This window comes from Virgibacillus alimentarius, assembly GCF_000709085.1.
Classification (GTDB): Bacteria; Bacillota; Bacilli; order Bacillales; family Amphibacillaceae; genus Virgibacillus_B; species Virgibacillus_B alimentarius.
In genome coordinates, this window is sequence record NZ_JFBD01000055.1 from 1 (window position 1) to 14,221 (window position 14,221).

At 34.4% G+C, this 14,221-nt stretch carries 17 protein-coding genes; 14 read left to right on the top strand and 3 right to left on the bottom strand.

Features of this window, described 5'->3' with window-relative positions:
- Positions 1–450: GAF domain-containing protein (locus GZ63_RS0109560; RefSeq protein WP_029268976.1), on the bottom strand; the 450-nt coding region annotated here is incomplete at its 3' end.
- Positions 451–564: 114 nt separating this feature from the next.
- Here GZ63_RS0109560 and refZ point away from each other — a divergent pair.
- The 6 genes from refZ (at position 565) to GZ63_RS0109585 (ending at position 5,875) form a co-directional block, all read left to right on the top strand.
- Complete coding sequence (gene refZ / locus GZ63_RS0109565) at positions 565–1,215, top strand: forespore capture DNA-binding protein RefZ (RefSeq protein ID WP_029268978.1); 651 nt, start codon at positions 565–567, stop codon at positions 1,213–1,215.
- A 155-nt stretch (positions 1,216–1,370) separates the two neighbouring features.
- Positions 1,371–3,062: a septation ring formation regulator EzrA gene (gene ezrA, locus GZ63_RS0109570; protein ID WP_029268979.1), complete on the top strand. Its 1,692-nt coding sequence runs from the start codon at positions 1,371–1,373 to the stop codon at positions 3,060–3,062.
- 111 nt (positions 3,063–3,173) lie between these two features.
- A complete protein-coding gene (locus tag GZ63_RS16610; protein ID WP_318842371.1) occupies positions 3,174–4,010 on the top strand; it encodes a cysteine desulfurase family protein in 837 nt (278 codons plus the stop codon).
- A 7-nt stretch (positions 4,011–4,017) separates the two neighbouring features.
- Entirely contained in the window at positions 4,018–4,317 is a 300-nt protein-coding gene (locus GZ63_RS18700) for a hypothetical protein (protein ID WP_318842372.1), read from the top strand.
- A gap of 6 nt (positions 4,318–4,323) precedes the next feature.
- Positions 4,324–5,529, top strand: a complete 1,206-nt coding sequence (gene thiI, locus GZ63_RS0109580) for a tRNA uracil 4-sulfurtransferase ThiI (RefSeq protein ID WP_029268981.1) — start codon at positions 4,324–4,326, stop codon at positions 5,527–5,529.
- 133 nt (positions 5,530–5,662) lie between these two features.
- Entirely contained in the window at positions 5,663–5,875 is a 213-nt protein-coding gene (locus GZ63_RS0109585; protein ID WP_029268983.1) for an alpha/beta-type small acid-soluble spore protein, read from the top strand.
- Positions 5,876–5,948: 73 nt separating this feature from the next.
- Here the strand turns inward: GZ63_RS0109585 and GZ63_RS0109590 are convergent, their stop codons facing one another.
- Positions 5,949–6,749 (bottom strand): NAD kinase, encoded by an 801-nt coding sequence (locus GZ63_RS0109590; RefSeq protein WP_029268984.1) that lies wholly within the window; start codon positions 6,747–6,749, stop codon positions 5,949–5,951.
- A 184-nt stretch (positions 6,750–6,933) separates the two neighbouring features.
- Between GZ63_RS0109590 and GZ63_RS17125 the strand changes: the two genes are divergently transcribed.
- From GZ63_RS17125 to GZ63_RS0109620, 6 genes are all read left to right on the top strand, one after another.
- On the top strand, positions 6,934–7,539 hold the full coding sequence (locus tag GZ63_RS17125; protein ID WP_029268986.1) for a DUF2953 domain-containing protein: 606 nt from the start codon (positions 6,934–6,936) through the stop codon (positions 7,537–7,539).
- 21 nt (positions 7,540–7,560) lie between these two features.
- A complete protein-coding gene (gene ytfJ, locus GZ63_RS0109600) occupies positions 7,561–8,022 on the top strand; it encodes a GerW family sporulation protein (protein WP_029268988.1) in 462 nt (153 codons plus the stop codon).
- Between the two features lie 90 nt (positions 8,023–8,112).
- Entirely contained in the window at positions 8,113–8,613 is a 501-nt protein-coding gene (tpx, locus tag GZ63_RS0109605; protein WP_029268990.1) for a thiol peroxidase, read from the top strand.
- Positions 8,614–8,777: 164 nt separating this feature from the next.
- Entirely contained in the window at positions 8,778–9,758 is a 981-nt protein-coding gene (locus GZ63_RS0109610; protein WP_029268992.1) for a class I SAM-dependent methyltransferase, read from the top strand.
- A 22-nt stretch (positions 9,759–9,780) separates the two neighbouring features.
- Positions 9,781–10,968 (top strand): acetate kinase, encoded by a 1,188-nt coding sequence (locus GZ63_RS0109615; RefSeq protein ID WP_029268994.1) that lies wholly within the window; start codon positions 9,781–9,783, stop codon positions 10,966–10,968.
- Between the two features lie 33 nt (positions 10,969–11,001).
- A complete protein-coding gene (locus GZ63_RS0109620) occupies positions 11,002–11,526 on the top strand; it encodes a MogA/MoaB family molybdenum cofactor biosynthesis protein (RefSeq protein ID WP_029268996.1) in 525 nt (174 codons plus the stop codon).
- Between the two features lie 107 nt (positions 11,527–11,633).
- On the opposite strand, the gene GZ63_RS0109625 is transcribed toward GZ63_RS0109620, so the two are convergent.
- The gene (locus tag GZ63_RS0109625; protein ID WP_029268998.1) at positions 11,634–12,068 is read right to left on the bottom strand and encodes a universal stress protein; all 435 of its coding nucleotides are present in this window, start codon (positions 12,066–12,068) and stop codon (positions 11,634–11,636) included.
- 130 nt (positions 12,069–12,198) lie between these two features.
- On the opposite strand from GZ63_RS0109625, the gene GZ63_RS18125 reads away from it, so the two are divergent.
- Both GZ63_RS18125 and GZ63_RS0109635 read left to right on the top strand, forming a co-directional pair.
- Positions 12,199–12,357, top strand: a complete 159-nt coding sequence (locus GZ63_RS18125) for a hypothetical protein (protein WP_198020929.1) — start codon at positions 12,199–12,201, stop codon at positions 12,355–12,357.
- Positions 12,358–12,662: 305 nt separating this feature from the next.
- Positions 12,663–14,054, top strand: a complete 1,392-nt coding sequence (locus GZ63_RS0109635; protein ID WP_029269000.1) for an alanine/glycine:cation symporter family protein — start codon at positions 12,663–12,665, stop codon at positions 14,052–14,054.
- The last annotated feature ends 167 nt before the right edge of the window (positions 14,055–14,221 follow it).

The following is a 14,221-nucleotide window of genomic DNA, read 5'->3' on the forward strand; positions in this document are numbered from 1 at the left end:
TTTTTGAAGGTGTGTTTCGTCCAGTTCATCAAAACGATTTGTTACTGGGCTATCAACATCTAAAACACCATATATCGTATCTTGAACAAAGATAGGGACGACAATTTCCGATTTACTTGCACTATCACAAGCGATGTGTCCTGGAAACTGCGTGACATCGTTGACTCTTAGTGTTTTACGCTCTTTAACAGCTGTCCCGCAAACTCCCTTTCCAAACGGTATTCTTATGCATGCTGGTAAGCCTTGAAACGGACCAAGTACTAACTCATTATCTTTCCAGAGATAGAAGCCCACCCAATTTACTTCCGATAAAAACTGATTTAGTAACGCGGTTGCATTTGATAGTATTGCAATAGGGTCTTCCTCATCTTTTGATAATGCAGTTAATTGCTTCAGTAATAAAGTATAATCGTTTACTCTATTTCCAGAGTATGTAACAGTTTCAAACAAAAAATCTTCCTTTCTTTTGATGTACTTCGACAAATTCTAAAAGTATTTGTCGAGGGAAAATGGAAGGATATCTACAATCTTTGTCGTAATTGTGAATTAAGGAGTTGAATTGCAATGAAAGCTAACTCATCGAAACAAAAGGTTATTGATGCTGCTTCTGTACTATTTTTTCAAAATGGTTTCCATGGAACATCCGTGAGGGATATTGCCGATAGAGCTTCTGTTAATGTCTCTTTAATAAGCTATTATTTCAAAAGTAAACAGGGTTTATTAGAGTATGCAGTCACTCAATATTATGAAGCTTATTTAGAAATAATAGAAAATACGTTAAAACAAGCAAACTCATTAACATCTATGGAAAAATTAAAAAAATTAATATTTGCCATTATACAGTATAAACAGAGTAATCATCAATTCACCTGCTTTATCCACCGGGAATTATCCTTAGATTCTGTTTTTGTAAGAGAAATGGCAGTTACCTATTTAGCAAAAGAAAATTATTTTATAAGCAATACATTTTTTGATATACTTAAACAAAATAAGCAGAAAGTGGAAAACTCGCAATTTTTGTTAATGCAATTAAAAGGTATGCTTATTACTCCATATGTTCTGCAAAATGAATGGAAAGACCATGTTGTAGGTGAATCTTCACAAAATTATTTTGTGAAAAAATATGTGCAAACAATACATCAATGGTTAGATTTTATTCTCGTTACAAAAGATGAAAATTACACAACAAATAATTTCGTTTCAAAAAATGAATAAAGCACTATTTTATTCATTTTTTTTAGCCAAAAATGATATGAACATGGTATTATAGGATTAGCCATGCTAAAATTGTCGGTTTTTGATACCTGTTTTTCAAGAGAGACTCAAACGAAAAAATCCTCTTATACAGGAATATAGTTAGGAGGCAGCTTATGGCATATATCATAGGAATCATACTATTAATTATTGCACTAATTATTGTAGGGCTTATATTAAGAAAACGGGTATACGATGAAGTTGATCAACAAGAAAATTGGAAGATGGATATACTAGATAGAGATGTTGCTGCTGAGCTTTCAAAAATAAAGAAATTAAATTTATCCGGCGAAACACAAGAAAAATTTGAATCTTGGAAAGAACGCTGGGAGATAATAATAACAAAAGAATTATCCAACGTTGAAGATATGTTAGTTAAGGCAGAGGAGTTCGCAGATCGTTACCGGTTTTCAAATGCTAAAAAATTACTGCGAAAAAATGAACAAGATCTAAATACGATTGAAAATGATATTGAAAAAATACTTAATGAACTAGAAGAGCTCCTAGAATCAGAAAAGTCCAGCCGTGAAGATGTTGAAACACTACGACCAAACATTAAATATCTTCGCCGAAAACTATCTCAACACCGCTATCAATATGGAAAAGCAGAGTCTGTTTTTGAATCAAGAATTGACGAGATGGAGCAAGCATTTATTAAATACGATGAATTGGCGGGTTGTGGTAATTATTTTGAAGCTAAGGATTTAGTAAACAATTTAAAACAAGAATTGGAACAATTGATTTCTCAAATCGATGAATTCCCTGAAATATATAGGAAATGTAAACATGACTTACCTGCGCAATTGGATGAGCTGCTCACTGGTTTAAAAGAAATGAAAAGTGATGGGTATCGCGTCAGTCATCTTGGTTTAAAAAAAGAGATTCATGACTACCAAAAGCGCTTGTTGGATGGTATTTCGTCCCTGGAAAAAGGAAATATATCCGAGGTGAAAATTCTTATAGAAGAAATTGAAAATAGAATTTTGGAGATGTATCAACTTCTGGAAAAAGAAGCAATTGCTAAAAGTTATATGGAAGCTAAAATTCCAAAATATCAATCAACATTAGATGAATTAGGTGCTTCCTTTTATGATACAAAAACCGAAGTGGAAAACATGAAAAAGGCTTACTACTTTGAAGATAGTGATATGGAAAGGTATTTAGCATTAGATAAAACAATAGCTCATTTAGAAAAACAGCTAGAAGAATTTTCAAATGCTATGGAAAATGAGAATATTGCCCACTCCGAATTAAGAGAACGACTAGATGAAGGTTTTCAGCAAATGGCAGAGTTACAAGAAAAACATGAAGCATTTAAGAAACGTATCCACAATTTGCGTAAAGACGAAATCGAAGCAAAAGAAACGTTAGCAGAAATACAAAATAATATTTATGATACAAATCGTAAATTGAAAAAAAGCAATATACCTGGAGTACCAAACTTCATTTGGAACATGATGGAAACGGCAGCCGGGAAAAATAAAATAGTAATGAAGGCGTTAGAGAAGCAGCCGCTTGAAATTGCTGAAGTGCAACAAGCGCTTACTGAAGCCAAATTAACTGTTGATAAAACGATGGAACAAACGGATTTGCTTCTTGAACAAGCTGCATTAACCGAACAAGTGATTCAATATGCAAATAGATATCGAAGCAGTTATCCAGAACTAGCTGCAAAATTAAATGAAGCTGAAAGATTATTTAGATCATTTGAATATGAACTTGCTTTAGAGCAGGCTGCAAATGCAGTGGAAGAAATAGAACCAGGTGCTTTACAAAAGATTGAAGTGCCTCAGGAAGTTTTGAATTAAAAATGATTGACATAGGCTGTCTTATAGAAGGGGAGAGGGAAAATCCCAATTTATAAGTCAGCCTTGATTATTTATATAGATCTTAGAGAAAATTGGTAAGGAGTTTAAACAATGATTTATTTAGATAATAGTGCAACAACAAAACCAAATCCTGCTGTATTAGAAAGTTATAGACACATATCAGAAATGATGTTTGCTAATCCCTCCTCGATTCACCAATTTGGCGGTGAATCGGAAAAATTGTTATTTAAGGCTAAAGATCAAGCATCATACTTACTAGGGGTGAGCCGAGGTGAAATAATTTTTACTTCCGGGGGGACGGAAGGAAATAATTTAGCTATAAAAGGAATTGCATTAAAACACCAAAAACGTGGAAAACATATTATAACCTCAACAATCGAACATCCTTCCGTATATAATACATGTAATAGTTTAGAATCCTTAGGATTTGAAATAACTTATTTACCTGTCAATGAAAAGGGAGAAGTATCTACAAAAGAACTTAAAAGTGCCATTCGCAATGACACTATACTAATAAGTATTATGCATGTTAATAATGAACTTGGTACGATTCAGCCAATTGAGGAAATCAGTCAAATTGCTAAAAAGCATCCCAAACTATTTTTGCATGTGGATGGCGTACAAGGTTTAGGAAAAGTCCCTTTATCATTAGATAATAGCGGAATCGACCTATGTACATTTTCAGGACATAAAATTCACGGATTAAAAGGCACTGGGATCTTGTATGTAAAAAACGGTACCACGTTATTTCCACTATTTCATGGCGGAAATCAAGAAAGTGGCATACGTTCTGGCACTGAAAATTTAGCTGGATCAGTATCATTGGTGAAAGCACTAAGGTTAATGAAAGAACGCGAAAAAAAAAGAACTGGCGGACTTATACGATATACATCAGAACTTACGAAAAAGATTGGAAGAAATAGATGATGTGAAAATGAATACACCTTGTCAAAATGTTGCACCACATATTATAAACATATCTATACCAGGACTGAAACCGGAAGTGATGATTCATACGCTAGGAGAAAAAGATATTTTTATTTCCACAAAATCCGCTTGCTCATCAAAGCAGAAAGAGGAGAGTAAAGTACTAGCTGCATGCGGATTAGATGAAAAGAGGACGACATCCGCTTTACGAATTAGCTTATCCTATGATACAACAAAAGAGGAAATTTCATGTTTTTTAGAAGAATTAAAAGAAGCAATACAACAATTAAAAGAAATAATGGAGTAGATAATCATGCAATACGATCATATATTAATACGGTATGGAGAATTGGGACTGAAAGGGAAAAATATCAAGAAGTTTATTGTAAAGTTACAAGAAAATATTCAACATAAATTAAAAGAATTTCCCGATGTTAAAGTGAAACGAACCCAAGGAAGAATGTTTGTTTTGTTAAATGGTCATGATCCAGAGCCAGTTATAACAAAGTGCAGGGACATTTTCGGTATTCGAAGTCTTAGCTTAGCAATAAAGGTGGATAATGATATTCAAAAAATAAAGGATGCAGCTTTATTTGCATTGAAGAACGGGAAAGATGTTCAAACGTTTAAAATATCTGTAAAAAGAATCAATAAAAATTTTCCAATATCTTCACAGGAAATGAATCAAGTATTAGGCGGTCACTTACTTGCAAACACGTCCGATTATACAGTAGATGTTCATCATCCTGATTTGACCATAAGAGTCGAAATAAGAAACGAAGCAACGTACATTACGTCTGATATAATTTTAGGATTAGGTGGACTTCCAGTAGGGACATCCGGAAAGTCTTTATTATTATTATCAGGTGGTATTGATAGTCCAGTCGCAGGTTACTTGGCAATGAAGCGCGGTGTTCAAATTGAAGCAATACATTTTCACTCTCCGCCATTTACAAGTGAGAGAGCGAAACAAAAAGTAATTGATATTGCTGAAAAATTGACTGCCTTTGGAAATACAATTAATATTCATTTTGTACCTTTCACAAAGTTACAACAACAGATTTTTCATGATATTCCTGAAGGTTATGCGATGACTGTTATGCGGCGTATGATGATGCGTATTGCTCAAAAGGTCTGTGAAAAAGAATCAATCCTATCCATTACTACAGGAGAAAATCTAGGTCAAGTTGCAAGTCAAACGATGGAAAGTATGAATACAATTAATGAAGTGACAAACTACCCGATTATTCGACCGTTAATTACAATGGATAAAGATGATATTATACAACTCTCCAAAAAAATTAATACGTATGATATTTCAATTAGACCACATGAGGATTGTTGTACGATATTTGTACCTAAATCTCCAAAGACTAGACCAAAGCGAGATAAAGTGAATAACATGGAATCCAAATGTAATTATACGTTTCTACTTGAAGAAGCAATTAATGGCATTGAAGTAATGAAAATAAATGATGACCAAGTAAATTCAAAAGATGTATTCGATCATCTTCTATAAGGTTTGAAAAGAAGCGAGTATAGCATTATATAAATACTTTTTTTACGGAAAAATTACAACAACTTCCAGTCTAAAATATGAATGAATTCCCTCCTTGTCGCACAATATAAAAGTACCAAGGAGGTGAAACATCATGGCAAACAATAATAGTAACAATTCAAATCAATTGGTGGTTCCTGGTGCGGAACAAGCATTAAACCAAATGAAAACTGAAATTGCACAAGAGTTTGGTGTACAACTTGGTGCTGATTCTACTTCTCGCGCTAACGGATCTGTTGGTGGGGAAATTACAAAACGTCTCGTTCAAATGGCTGAACAACAATTTGGCGGCATGAATCAACAATAAATAAATATGAAATGGCTTAAGGGCTATTCCTCAAGAGGGGATAGCCCTTCGTTAATTCGTTTTACTAAGCTTCTTACAAGAAAGTTCTTTTTACTCGATCCCAAAATGAATTATTTTTTAATTTCACGGTTTTTATTAATTTATCACTTAGTCTTACATTAATACTTTTAATATTTTGTATGGAATAAGCTTCATTATCTAATCCAATAATCGGGTAATCGTTACCATCCTGTAAAATACGCAGGGATAATTTTCTGTTTTGGTTTAATACAAAGGACGACCCTAGTGTACGATAACGATTATTATTGATGGATGCTAGTTCAGATACTTGAAAACATGGAAGAAGCGGATCGATAACAGCACCATTCGTGGACTTATTGTAGCCTGTGCTTCCGGTAGGTGTGGCCACAACCAATCCATCACCTCGAAATGTTTCGAAATACTTATCATCAATAAACACATCGATTACAATTGTTTTTATAATCGTTGATCGTATACTTACTTCATTAAGGCAGTGGAATAAAGTATTCCCATTAACTTCCACATTAATAACCGGAAAACGGCGTATTTCTAATTCTTCATGTTCAATTGTATAAAGCATCTTATCAAAGTTTTCCAAATTAAAATCACAATAGAGTCCAGCTTCTTCAGCGTAAGTTATGCCCGTATATAAACAGTCTTGACGGAAACCTGTCTTTCTTACAGCCTGTAAAAATGTGCCCTCTCCGCCGATGCTAACGATAATATCAGCATCGTTGGCTTCCTCAACAATTGTAAAATTATTTTGTTGTGTTCGTTTAAACAATGACTGAATGATACTTTCCAATTTATTGTTTTTCTTATAGTAAAAATATATTTTATTTCTTTCAGGCACTCGGTATCATCTCCTCCAAAATAAAGTATCTACTTTCATTCATTTTACACTGAGCTGGTTATAAAGACCAATGAAGGCATATCACATGTTTTTTATTAAAAGGTTTAAAATTGATAAATTGTAGCAAAATAGTTATATATGATTCATTATTTTTAATACCTTTAAAAATAAAGGGGTAAGATTGATGGTGTTGATGTGGATAATTTTTATTCTTGTCATTATTGTTTTCCTTTTCTTTTATTCCAATATGTATTTTTCATTCCGGTTTACATATACAAGTCATCAATTGGTGTGTACCATAGAAATATATTTGTATCGTTTGCGTATATTTCAACAAGAGATTAAGTTAGATGATAACAATGAGGATAATGAAATCTGGCGTATTTGGAAAGACAAAAGTTTACAGGAACTAATTGATGTGTTTCAAGCCGATTGTCGCAATGTTTTTCAAAAAATGGGTGATTTGAATTGTTTTGTTCGGTCTATTTTTCAAAAAATAAGTGTGCATGAATTGAAATGGTTTACACATGTTGGAACAGGAGAGGCAAGTACGACTGGTTTAGCTGCAGGCAGCATATGGGCTTTTAAAGAAGTTTTGGTTGGATTTATTTCTAACCAAAGTAAAATTTATTGTAAACCGAAGATAGGCGTACATCCACATTTCCAATTTAAATGTATTCAGTCTACTTTTAATTGCATTGTCTCCGTTAAAATAGGACAAGCTATACACGTATTTCTGAAAGCAATGCGGAAAACTTCGTTTAGAAAAGAAGCTGCTTTTATAAAATAAATATGTTAGGAGGCTCACTTTATGGAGGAACATCCAATACAAGGTTTAATGACGACAGCAATGGAAAATATAAAAAATATGGTTGAAGTAAATACTATTATTGGGGATCCGGTAGAATCACCAGACGGTAGTGTAATAATACCTGTATCAAAATTAGGTTTCGGGTTTGCTGCAGGTGGAAGTGAATTTAACTCAAATCAAAGTGAAGACAATTCTGGTGAAGCTACGTTACCATTTGGAGGTGGAAGCGGTGGGGGTGTTTCTATTACTCCTGTAGCATTTTTAATTGTAAATAGCCGAGGAATAAAAATGATTCATTTAAATGAAAGCACACATATTTATGAAAAAATGTTAGATTTTGCTCCTAAGGCTGCGGACAAAATTCAGGAAATCATACAAGAATCAAATAAATCTAAAAATGATCATAAACAAAAAGTAAAAAAGAAAGATTCCATGAACTTTAATACAGACTATGATATTTAAAAGTAAAGATTATCTATCCTATTATTGGACATCTTCCAGTTATTTTATCATAATGAAAGAAGATTATCATAATTATAGGAGGGATAATTGATGGCTAAAGTTACATTTCAGCAAGATCCAGTTACTCTACTTGGTCAAGAAATTAAAGAAGGAGATCAAGCACCAAACTTTACTGTCTTATCGAACGATCTTAAGGAAGTAAATCTAAACGATTATAAAGGTAAGGTGAAGTTGATCAGTACAGTCCCCTCTCTTGATACTGGTGTATGTTCTGAAGAAACAAAGCGTTTTAATGAGGAAGCCAGTAAATTAGAAAACGTGCAGATTTTAACGATAAGTATGGACTTGCCATTTGCACAAACACGTTGGTGTGCTGCTAATGGAATTAAAAACCTTGACACTTTATCAGACCACAGGGATGCAGAACTAGGGGAAAAATATGGAGTTCTCATTAAGGAGTTACGTTTATTGACTAGAGCTATTTTTGTAGTTGATTCAAACGATAAAGTAACTTATATAGAGTATGTAGATGAAGTTACGAACCATCCTGACTACGAAAAAGCAATTAATGCAGTAAAACAGGCGAAGTAAACACTTGGATAAAGTCTCTCTCATCTTACAATGGGGGGAGGCTTTTTCTTCTATAAACAGAAAGTGTTTCATACTATCATTCGTTTGTACATTAGTATGCTACATTTGATACAATAGAGAGGATTGATAACCTCTTTACAGGAAAGAATGGGGGACAAATTTGAATGGATGAAATAAAAGTTGAATCACTTTTCGAGTGGTTAGATAGAACAACCCAAATAATACATGAACAACAAGACGAGCCATATTTAGATAGTTTGGCAGTAACATTAGAAACTCTTTTTTATCAAGATGTTTCTGCAGAAATAGATGATTTACTGAAGTATAAATTGCAATCTGCTTTAAAAAAGGTTGACTTAACTACATACCAAATAGAAGACATTCGAAAAGCAACCCAGTTAGCAATTTTAAAAGGAATGAAGGGTTCTACGCAGCAACAACATCTAATGACACCGGAAGCAGTGGCTCTGTTTGTAGGTTATATTTCAGAAAAGCTTATGAAAGGAAAAGATAAAATACGTATTTTTGATCTTGTAAGTGGGACGGCAAACCTCTTGTTAACTGTAATGAATCAACTTGAACAGCCAGCAGAAGCCTTCGCCAGCGAAATAGATCCTACACTCATTAAGTTAGGAGTATTAAACGCTAATTTGCAGCAAAAACAAGTAGAATTCTTCCATCAAGATAGTTTACGGCCGTTTTTAGTGGACCCAATAGATCTAATCATTGCCGACTTACCGGTAGGGTATTATCCAGATGATATCCGGGCAAACGATTTTCAATTGAGCGCAGATAAAGGTCATTCTTATGCCCATCACTTATTAATAGAACAGGGCATGAATTATACGAAAGAGGCAGGTTATTTAATTTTTGTTATCCCTGACTTTTTATTTGATAGCGATCAGTCAGACAAGCTTCATGCTTATATTCAAGAATATGCCCATATCATTGGGGTTATTCGTCTTCCTGAAAGTGCATTTAAATCCAAGAAAAATGTGAAAAGTATTTTCATTCTCCAAAAGAAAGGGAAGGATACACAAGGACCAAAGCAACCACTGCTTGCTAATCTTCCCTCCTTTAACAATACAAGGGAAATGGGAGACATTTTAGACCAAATGAACGGGTGGTTTAAGCAGTATATTTGAAGTGACGATGAAGGGGATAATTATGAATAATATATTGGCGATTAACGCAGGAAGCTCATCACTGAAGTTTCAGTTGTTTCAAATGCCAGACGAAAAGGTATTAGCAAAAGGGCAAATTGAAAGAATTGGATTGCCAAATGCTGTTTTTACAATCGAAAAAGCAGATGAAAAAGATGAAGAAGTAAGTAATATTTCTAATCATGAGGAAGCTGTTACTATATTACTTAGAAAGTTACAGGCTTCTGGCATTATTAAATCACTTAAGGAAATTCATGCGGTTGGACATAGGGTTGTGCATGGTGGGGAGCGATTTAAAGAATCTGTCATCATTGATGACCAAGTAATTAAAAATATTGATGAGATTTCTTCATTTGCCCCGTTGCACAATCCAGCAAATCTAACAGGTATTCGTGCATTTCAGAACGTTTTGCCGACTGTACCAATGGTTGTTGTCTTTGACACTGCTTTTCATCAAACAATGCCCGAAAGTTCATTTTTATACAGTTTGCCATACAGATATTATGAGGAATATGGCATTCGTAAATACGGGTTCCATGGCATATCTCATCAATACGTTAGCGAACGTGCAGCTGAATTACTTGGGATGCCTCTTGAACAGCTGCGGCTTATATCTTGTCATCTTGGTAATGGAGTTAGTATTACAGCTGTGCAAAACGGAAAATCCCTAGATACATCCATGGGATTTACTCCACTTGCAGGTGTTACAATGGGAACACGATCTGGAGATTTAGATCCAGCTTTAATTCCATATATTATGGAAAGAACGGGAAAATCGGCAGATGAAGTTATTCATGTTTTGAATGAAGAGAGCGGTATGCTTGCATTATCTGGGTTTTCAAGTGATCTAAGGGATATAGAGGCACGTGCTGAAGAAAAAGATAAGCGTGCGGAACTGGCACTGGAAGTTTTTGCAGGAAGAATACATAGTTATTTAGGTTCTTATGCTGCACGAATGTCGGGAGTAGATGCGATTATATTTACCGCTGGGGTTGGTGAAAACAGTGATCTGGTACGTGAAAAAGTGCTAAAAGGCTTAGAATTCATGGGGGTATACTGGGATCCTGTGTTGAATCAAATTCGTGGAAAAGAAGCATTCATAAATTATTCACATTCTCCAGTGAAAGTGGTCGTTATACCCACTAATGAAGAAATCATGATCGCTCGTGATACATTTCGTTTAACCGTGTAAGAATACATTACTTTAAGGGAGGGTATGTTAGGAATGTCTGTTCATAGTCATAAAAGTAGAAAAAAATCAGTTGCCTGTATGATACTTACAATCAGTGATACGCGTGCATCTTCTACAGATAAAAGTGGAAATTTGATGGTTGAACGCTTGGAAAAAGAAGGTCACAGAGTAATAAAAAAAGATATTGTATCAGATGATGTTAAAGCCATTCAAAGGAGTGTGAGCGAAGGTTGTGAAAGTCCTGAGGTTGATGTTATTTTAACGAATGGTGGAACTGGAATATCTTTTCGTGATGTTACTATTGAAACAATTCGAAATATGCTGGATAAAGAGATACCAGGGTTTGGTGAGTTGTTTCGAATGTTAAGCTACCAAGAGGATATTGGTTCCGCTGCCATGATGTCTCGTGCTGTAGCAGGCGTTATTCACCACACTGCAATTTTTGCAACACCAGGTTCATCAGGTGCGGTAAAACTAGCAATGAATAAATTAATTTTACCTGAGCTTTCACATGTTGTAACAGAAATTAAAAAGGATTTAACCACAGAAGAAAAATAGCGCCTGCAAGAGAGGCGTTATTTTTCTCTTCTAAAACATAATGTTCAAGAAGGGGAAATCATGTTTTTAACTTGAAGTAACTTTAATTCGGGGTAAACTGTTCTTAATTATCGGACAACAAGTACATCACATGAGGCATGCCTTGCTATGTTTTCCGATACACTGCCGATTAAAAAGCGTTCCACCGCATTTAACCCCGTAGCTCCACAAATAATTAAATCTGCATCAAAATTTTTTGCAATATCTTTTGCAATTTTAATTTTTGGAGAACCGTATTCCACACATTTTACTAAATCGTCCAGATTGGCTGCTTTTGCTTCATCAATATAACGATCTAATAACTCTGCTGCATATTCATCTGCACGCTCGGCCAATGTCCTATCATATGCTTCAGCTGTTGCGAAGGTTCTCGAATCGACTACATGGGCAATGATTAAACGGGCATTATTATTTTTAACAATATTGAGCGATTTTTTAAAAGCCTTTTCCGATGCTTCCGATCCGTCAACAGCCACAACAATATTTTTATAATCTAAATTCATATATGCTCTCCCCTTTCATAGAACAATTCCCCTTCTATCTCTATTATAATCTTTATTTATCATAAGTTGGAAAATTTTTAACCGTTTTTGTTACAAATATGTGTACATAATAGTTAATGGAGGTGAAGGTATGTCTGAAAAAAATAAAAAACAGCGAAAAAACTTTTTTGACGAAAAAGGTGTTTCAGCTGTGCAAAATCAATTAAATGAGAGTTATCAGAGTGGTGTGATTGAGGATCAATTGAAGAACAATAAGGGCATATATACATTTAACAACCAAAAGAAGTAACATGAAAGAGAATGCGTTTTTAAGATAAGTCATCTCGTTTCTTAAAGAGATGACTTATTTTTTATAATAATACAAAATTTGACGAAAAACGACATCTTCAGTAATATATTTATGTCTCGATTATAACAACTTTATTTATAAGGGGGATTTTTTGTAAAACTGAAATGAATGAAAGCGTTTAAACCCAGCTTTATTTCTCTAGTGACATTATAACTGCATTATACTGTAATTGAAAATAATTGTATGTGCTTATCCAAACAGGGAAATACAAATCACTAACACGAATTAATAGGAGAGGATATGCATTGCTCAATATACTTGAAAAAATTAACGGATTTCTTTGGGGGGCTCCAAGTTTACTATTATTAGCCGGAACCGGTTTATTTTTAACCTTTGTATTAAAAGGCTTACAAATACAAAAACTTGGTTATGCTTTTAAATTAGCATTTACAAAAGATAAAGATAAATCAGCAGAAGGGGATGTTAGCAATTTTAAAGCATTAATGACTTCCCTTGCAGGTATGATAGGTAATGGAAATATTGCTGGTGTAGCAACAGCCATCACGTTAGGGGGCCCTGGTGCTATATTTTGGATGTGGGTAGTTGGACTGCTTGGCATGGCAACAAAATATGCTGAAGCTCTACTCGCTATGAAATACCGCGTTAAGAATGAAACAGGGGAGTATTCCAGTGGTCCGATGTATTATATAGAAAGAGGGTTAGGCAAAAAGTGGAGACTTTTAGCCTATGCTTTTGCGATCTTTGGAGCTTTTGCTGCACTTGGTATCGGAAATAGTGTACAGTCTAATACAATAGCAGACGTAATGAGCAATAGTTTTCATGTTAATGGTTTAACAACAGGTATTATTCTTGTTATATTAACTTCATTGATCATTTTTGGTGGGTTAAAGCGAATAAGTGCAGTAGCTGGTGTGTTTGTTCCGGTAATGGCGGTGTTTTATATTGTTGCAGCCATCATTATTATCGGTATAAATTACGACCAAATTATTCCGGCATTTGCGTTAATATTTAAACATGCATTTTCCCCTATATCAGCAGCAGGTGGATTTTCGGGAATTGTCGTAACAGAGGCAATACGACATGGTGTTTCAAAAGGAATTTTTTCTAACGAAGCAGGTCTTGGTACAGTTGCTTTGATCGCAGGAAATGCCAAAACTAGCCACCCTGTAAAACAGGCATTAGTAGCAATGACAGGGACATTTATTGTAACCATCATCGTTTGTACAATGACGGGGCTTGTATTGATTGTCACTGGTTTTTGGGATGCCTCTGGAGGTTTAATATCTGGAGTAGCACATGATCCTACATTAGAAGCTGGTGCTTTAACAAGCGCAGCGTTTGGCTCTTCTTTGGGAGTCGTTGGCGAATATATTGTTTCATTGTCTGTTGTATTTTTTGGTTTTTCAACTATTATTGCTTGGTATGTGTATGGAGTAAAATGTTTTGAGTATATGTTTGGAGTAAAACATATTAAAATTTATCGAGTCATTTATGTTGGAGCAACTTTTATAGGAACTATTGCTAGTTTAACAACTGTTTGGGCTTTCGCTGATATGGCTAATGCTTTGATGATGATACCGAACCTCATCGGTCTATTGTTGTTATATAAAATTGTAAAAGAAGAGACAGATAATTATTTTGCTGATCCTATTACTAAGGAGCTGAAAAGCTCATAACAAGTAATAAGCAGCAGGAGGCTCATTTGAGAAATAAACTGGCATGTAGATTGACAAAGAATTAAACTATCATATATATTGATAGATGGATGTGTTTTTAATTTAACAATCTACTACATAACATCAAAATAAAAGGTGGGATTATCATGAAAATAGGAATACCTAAG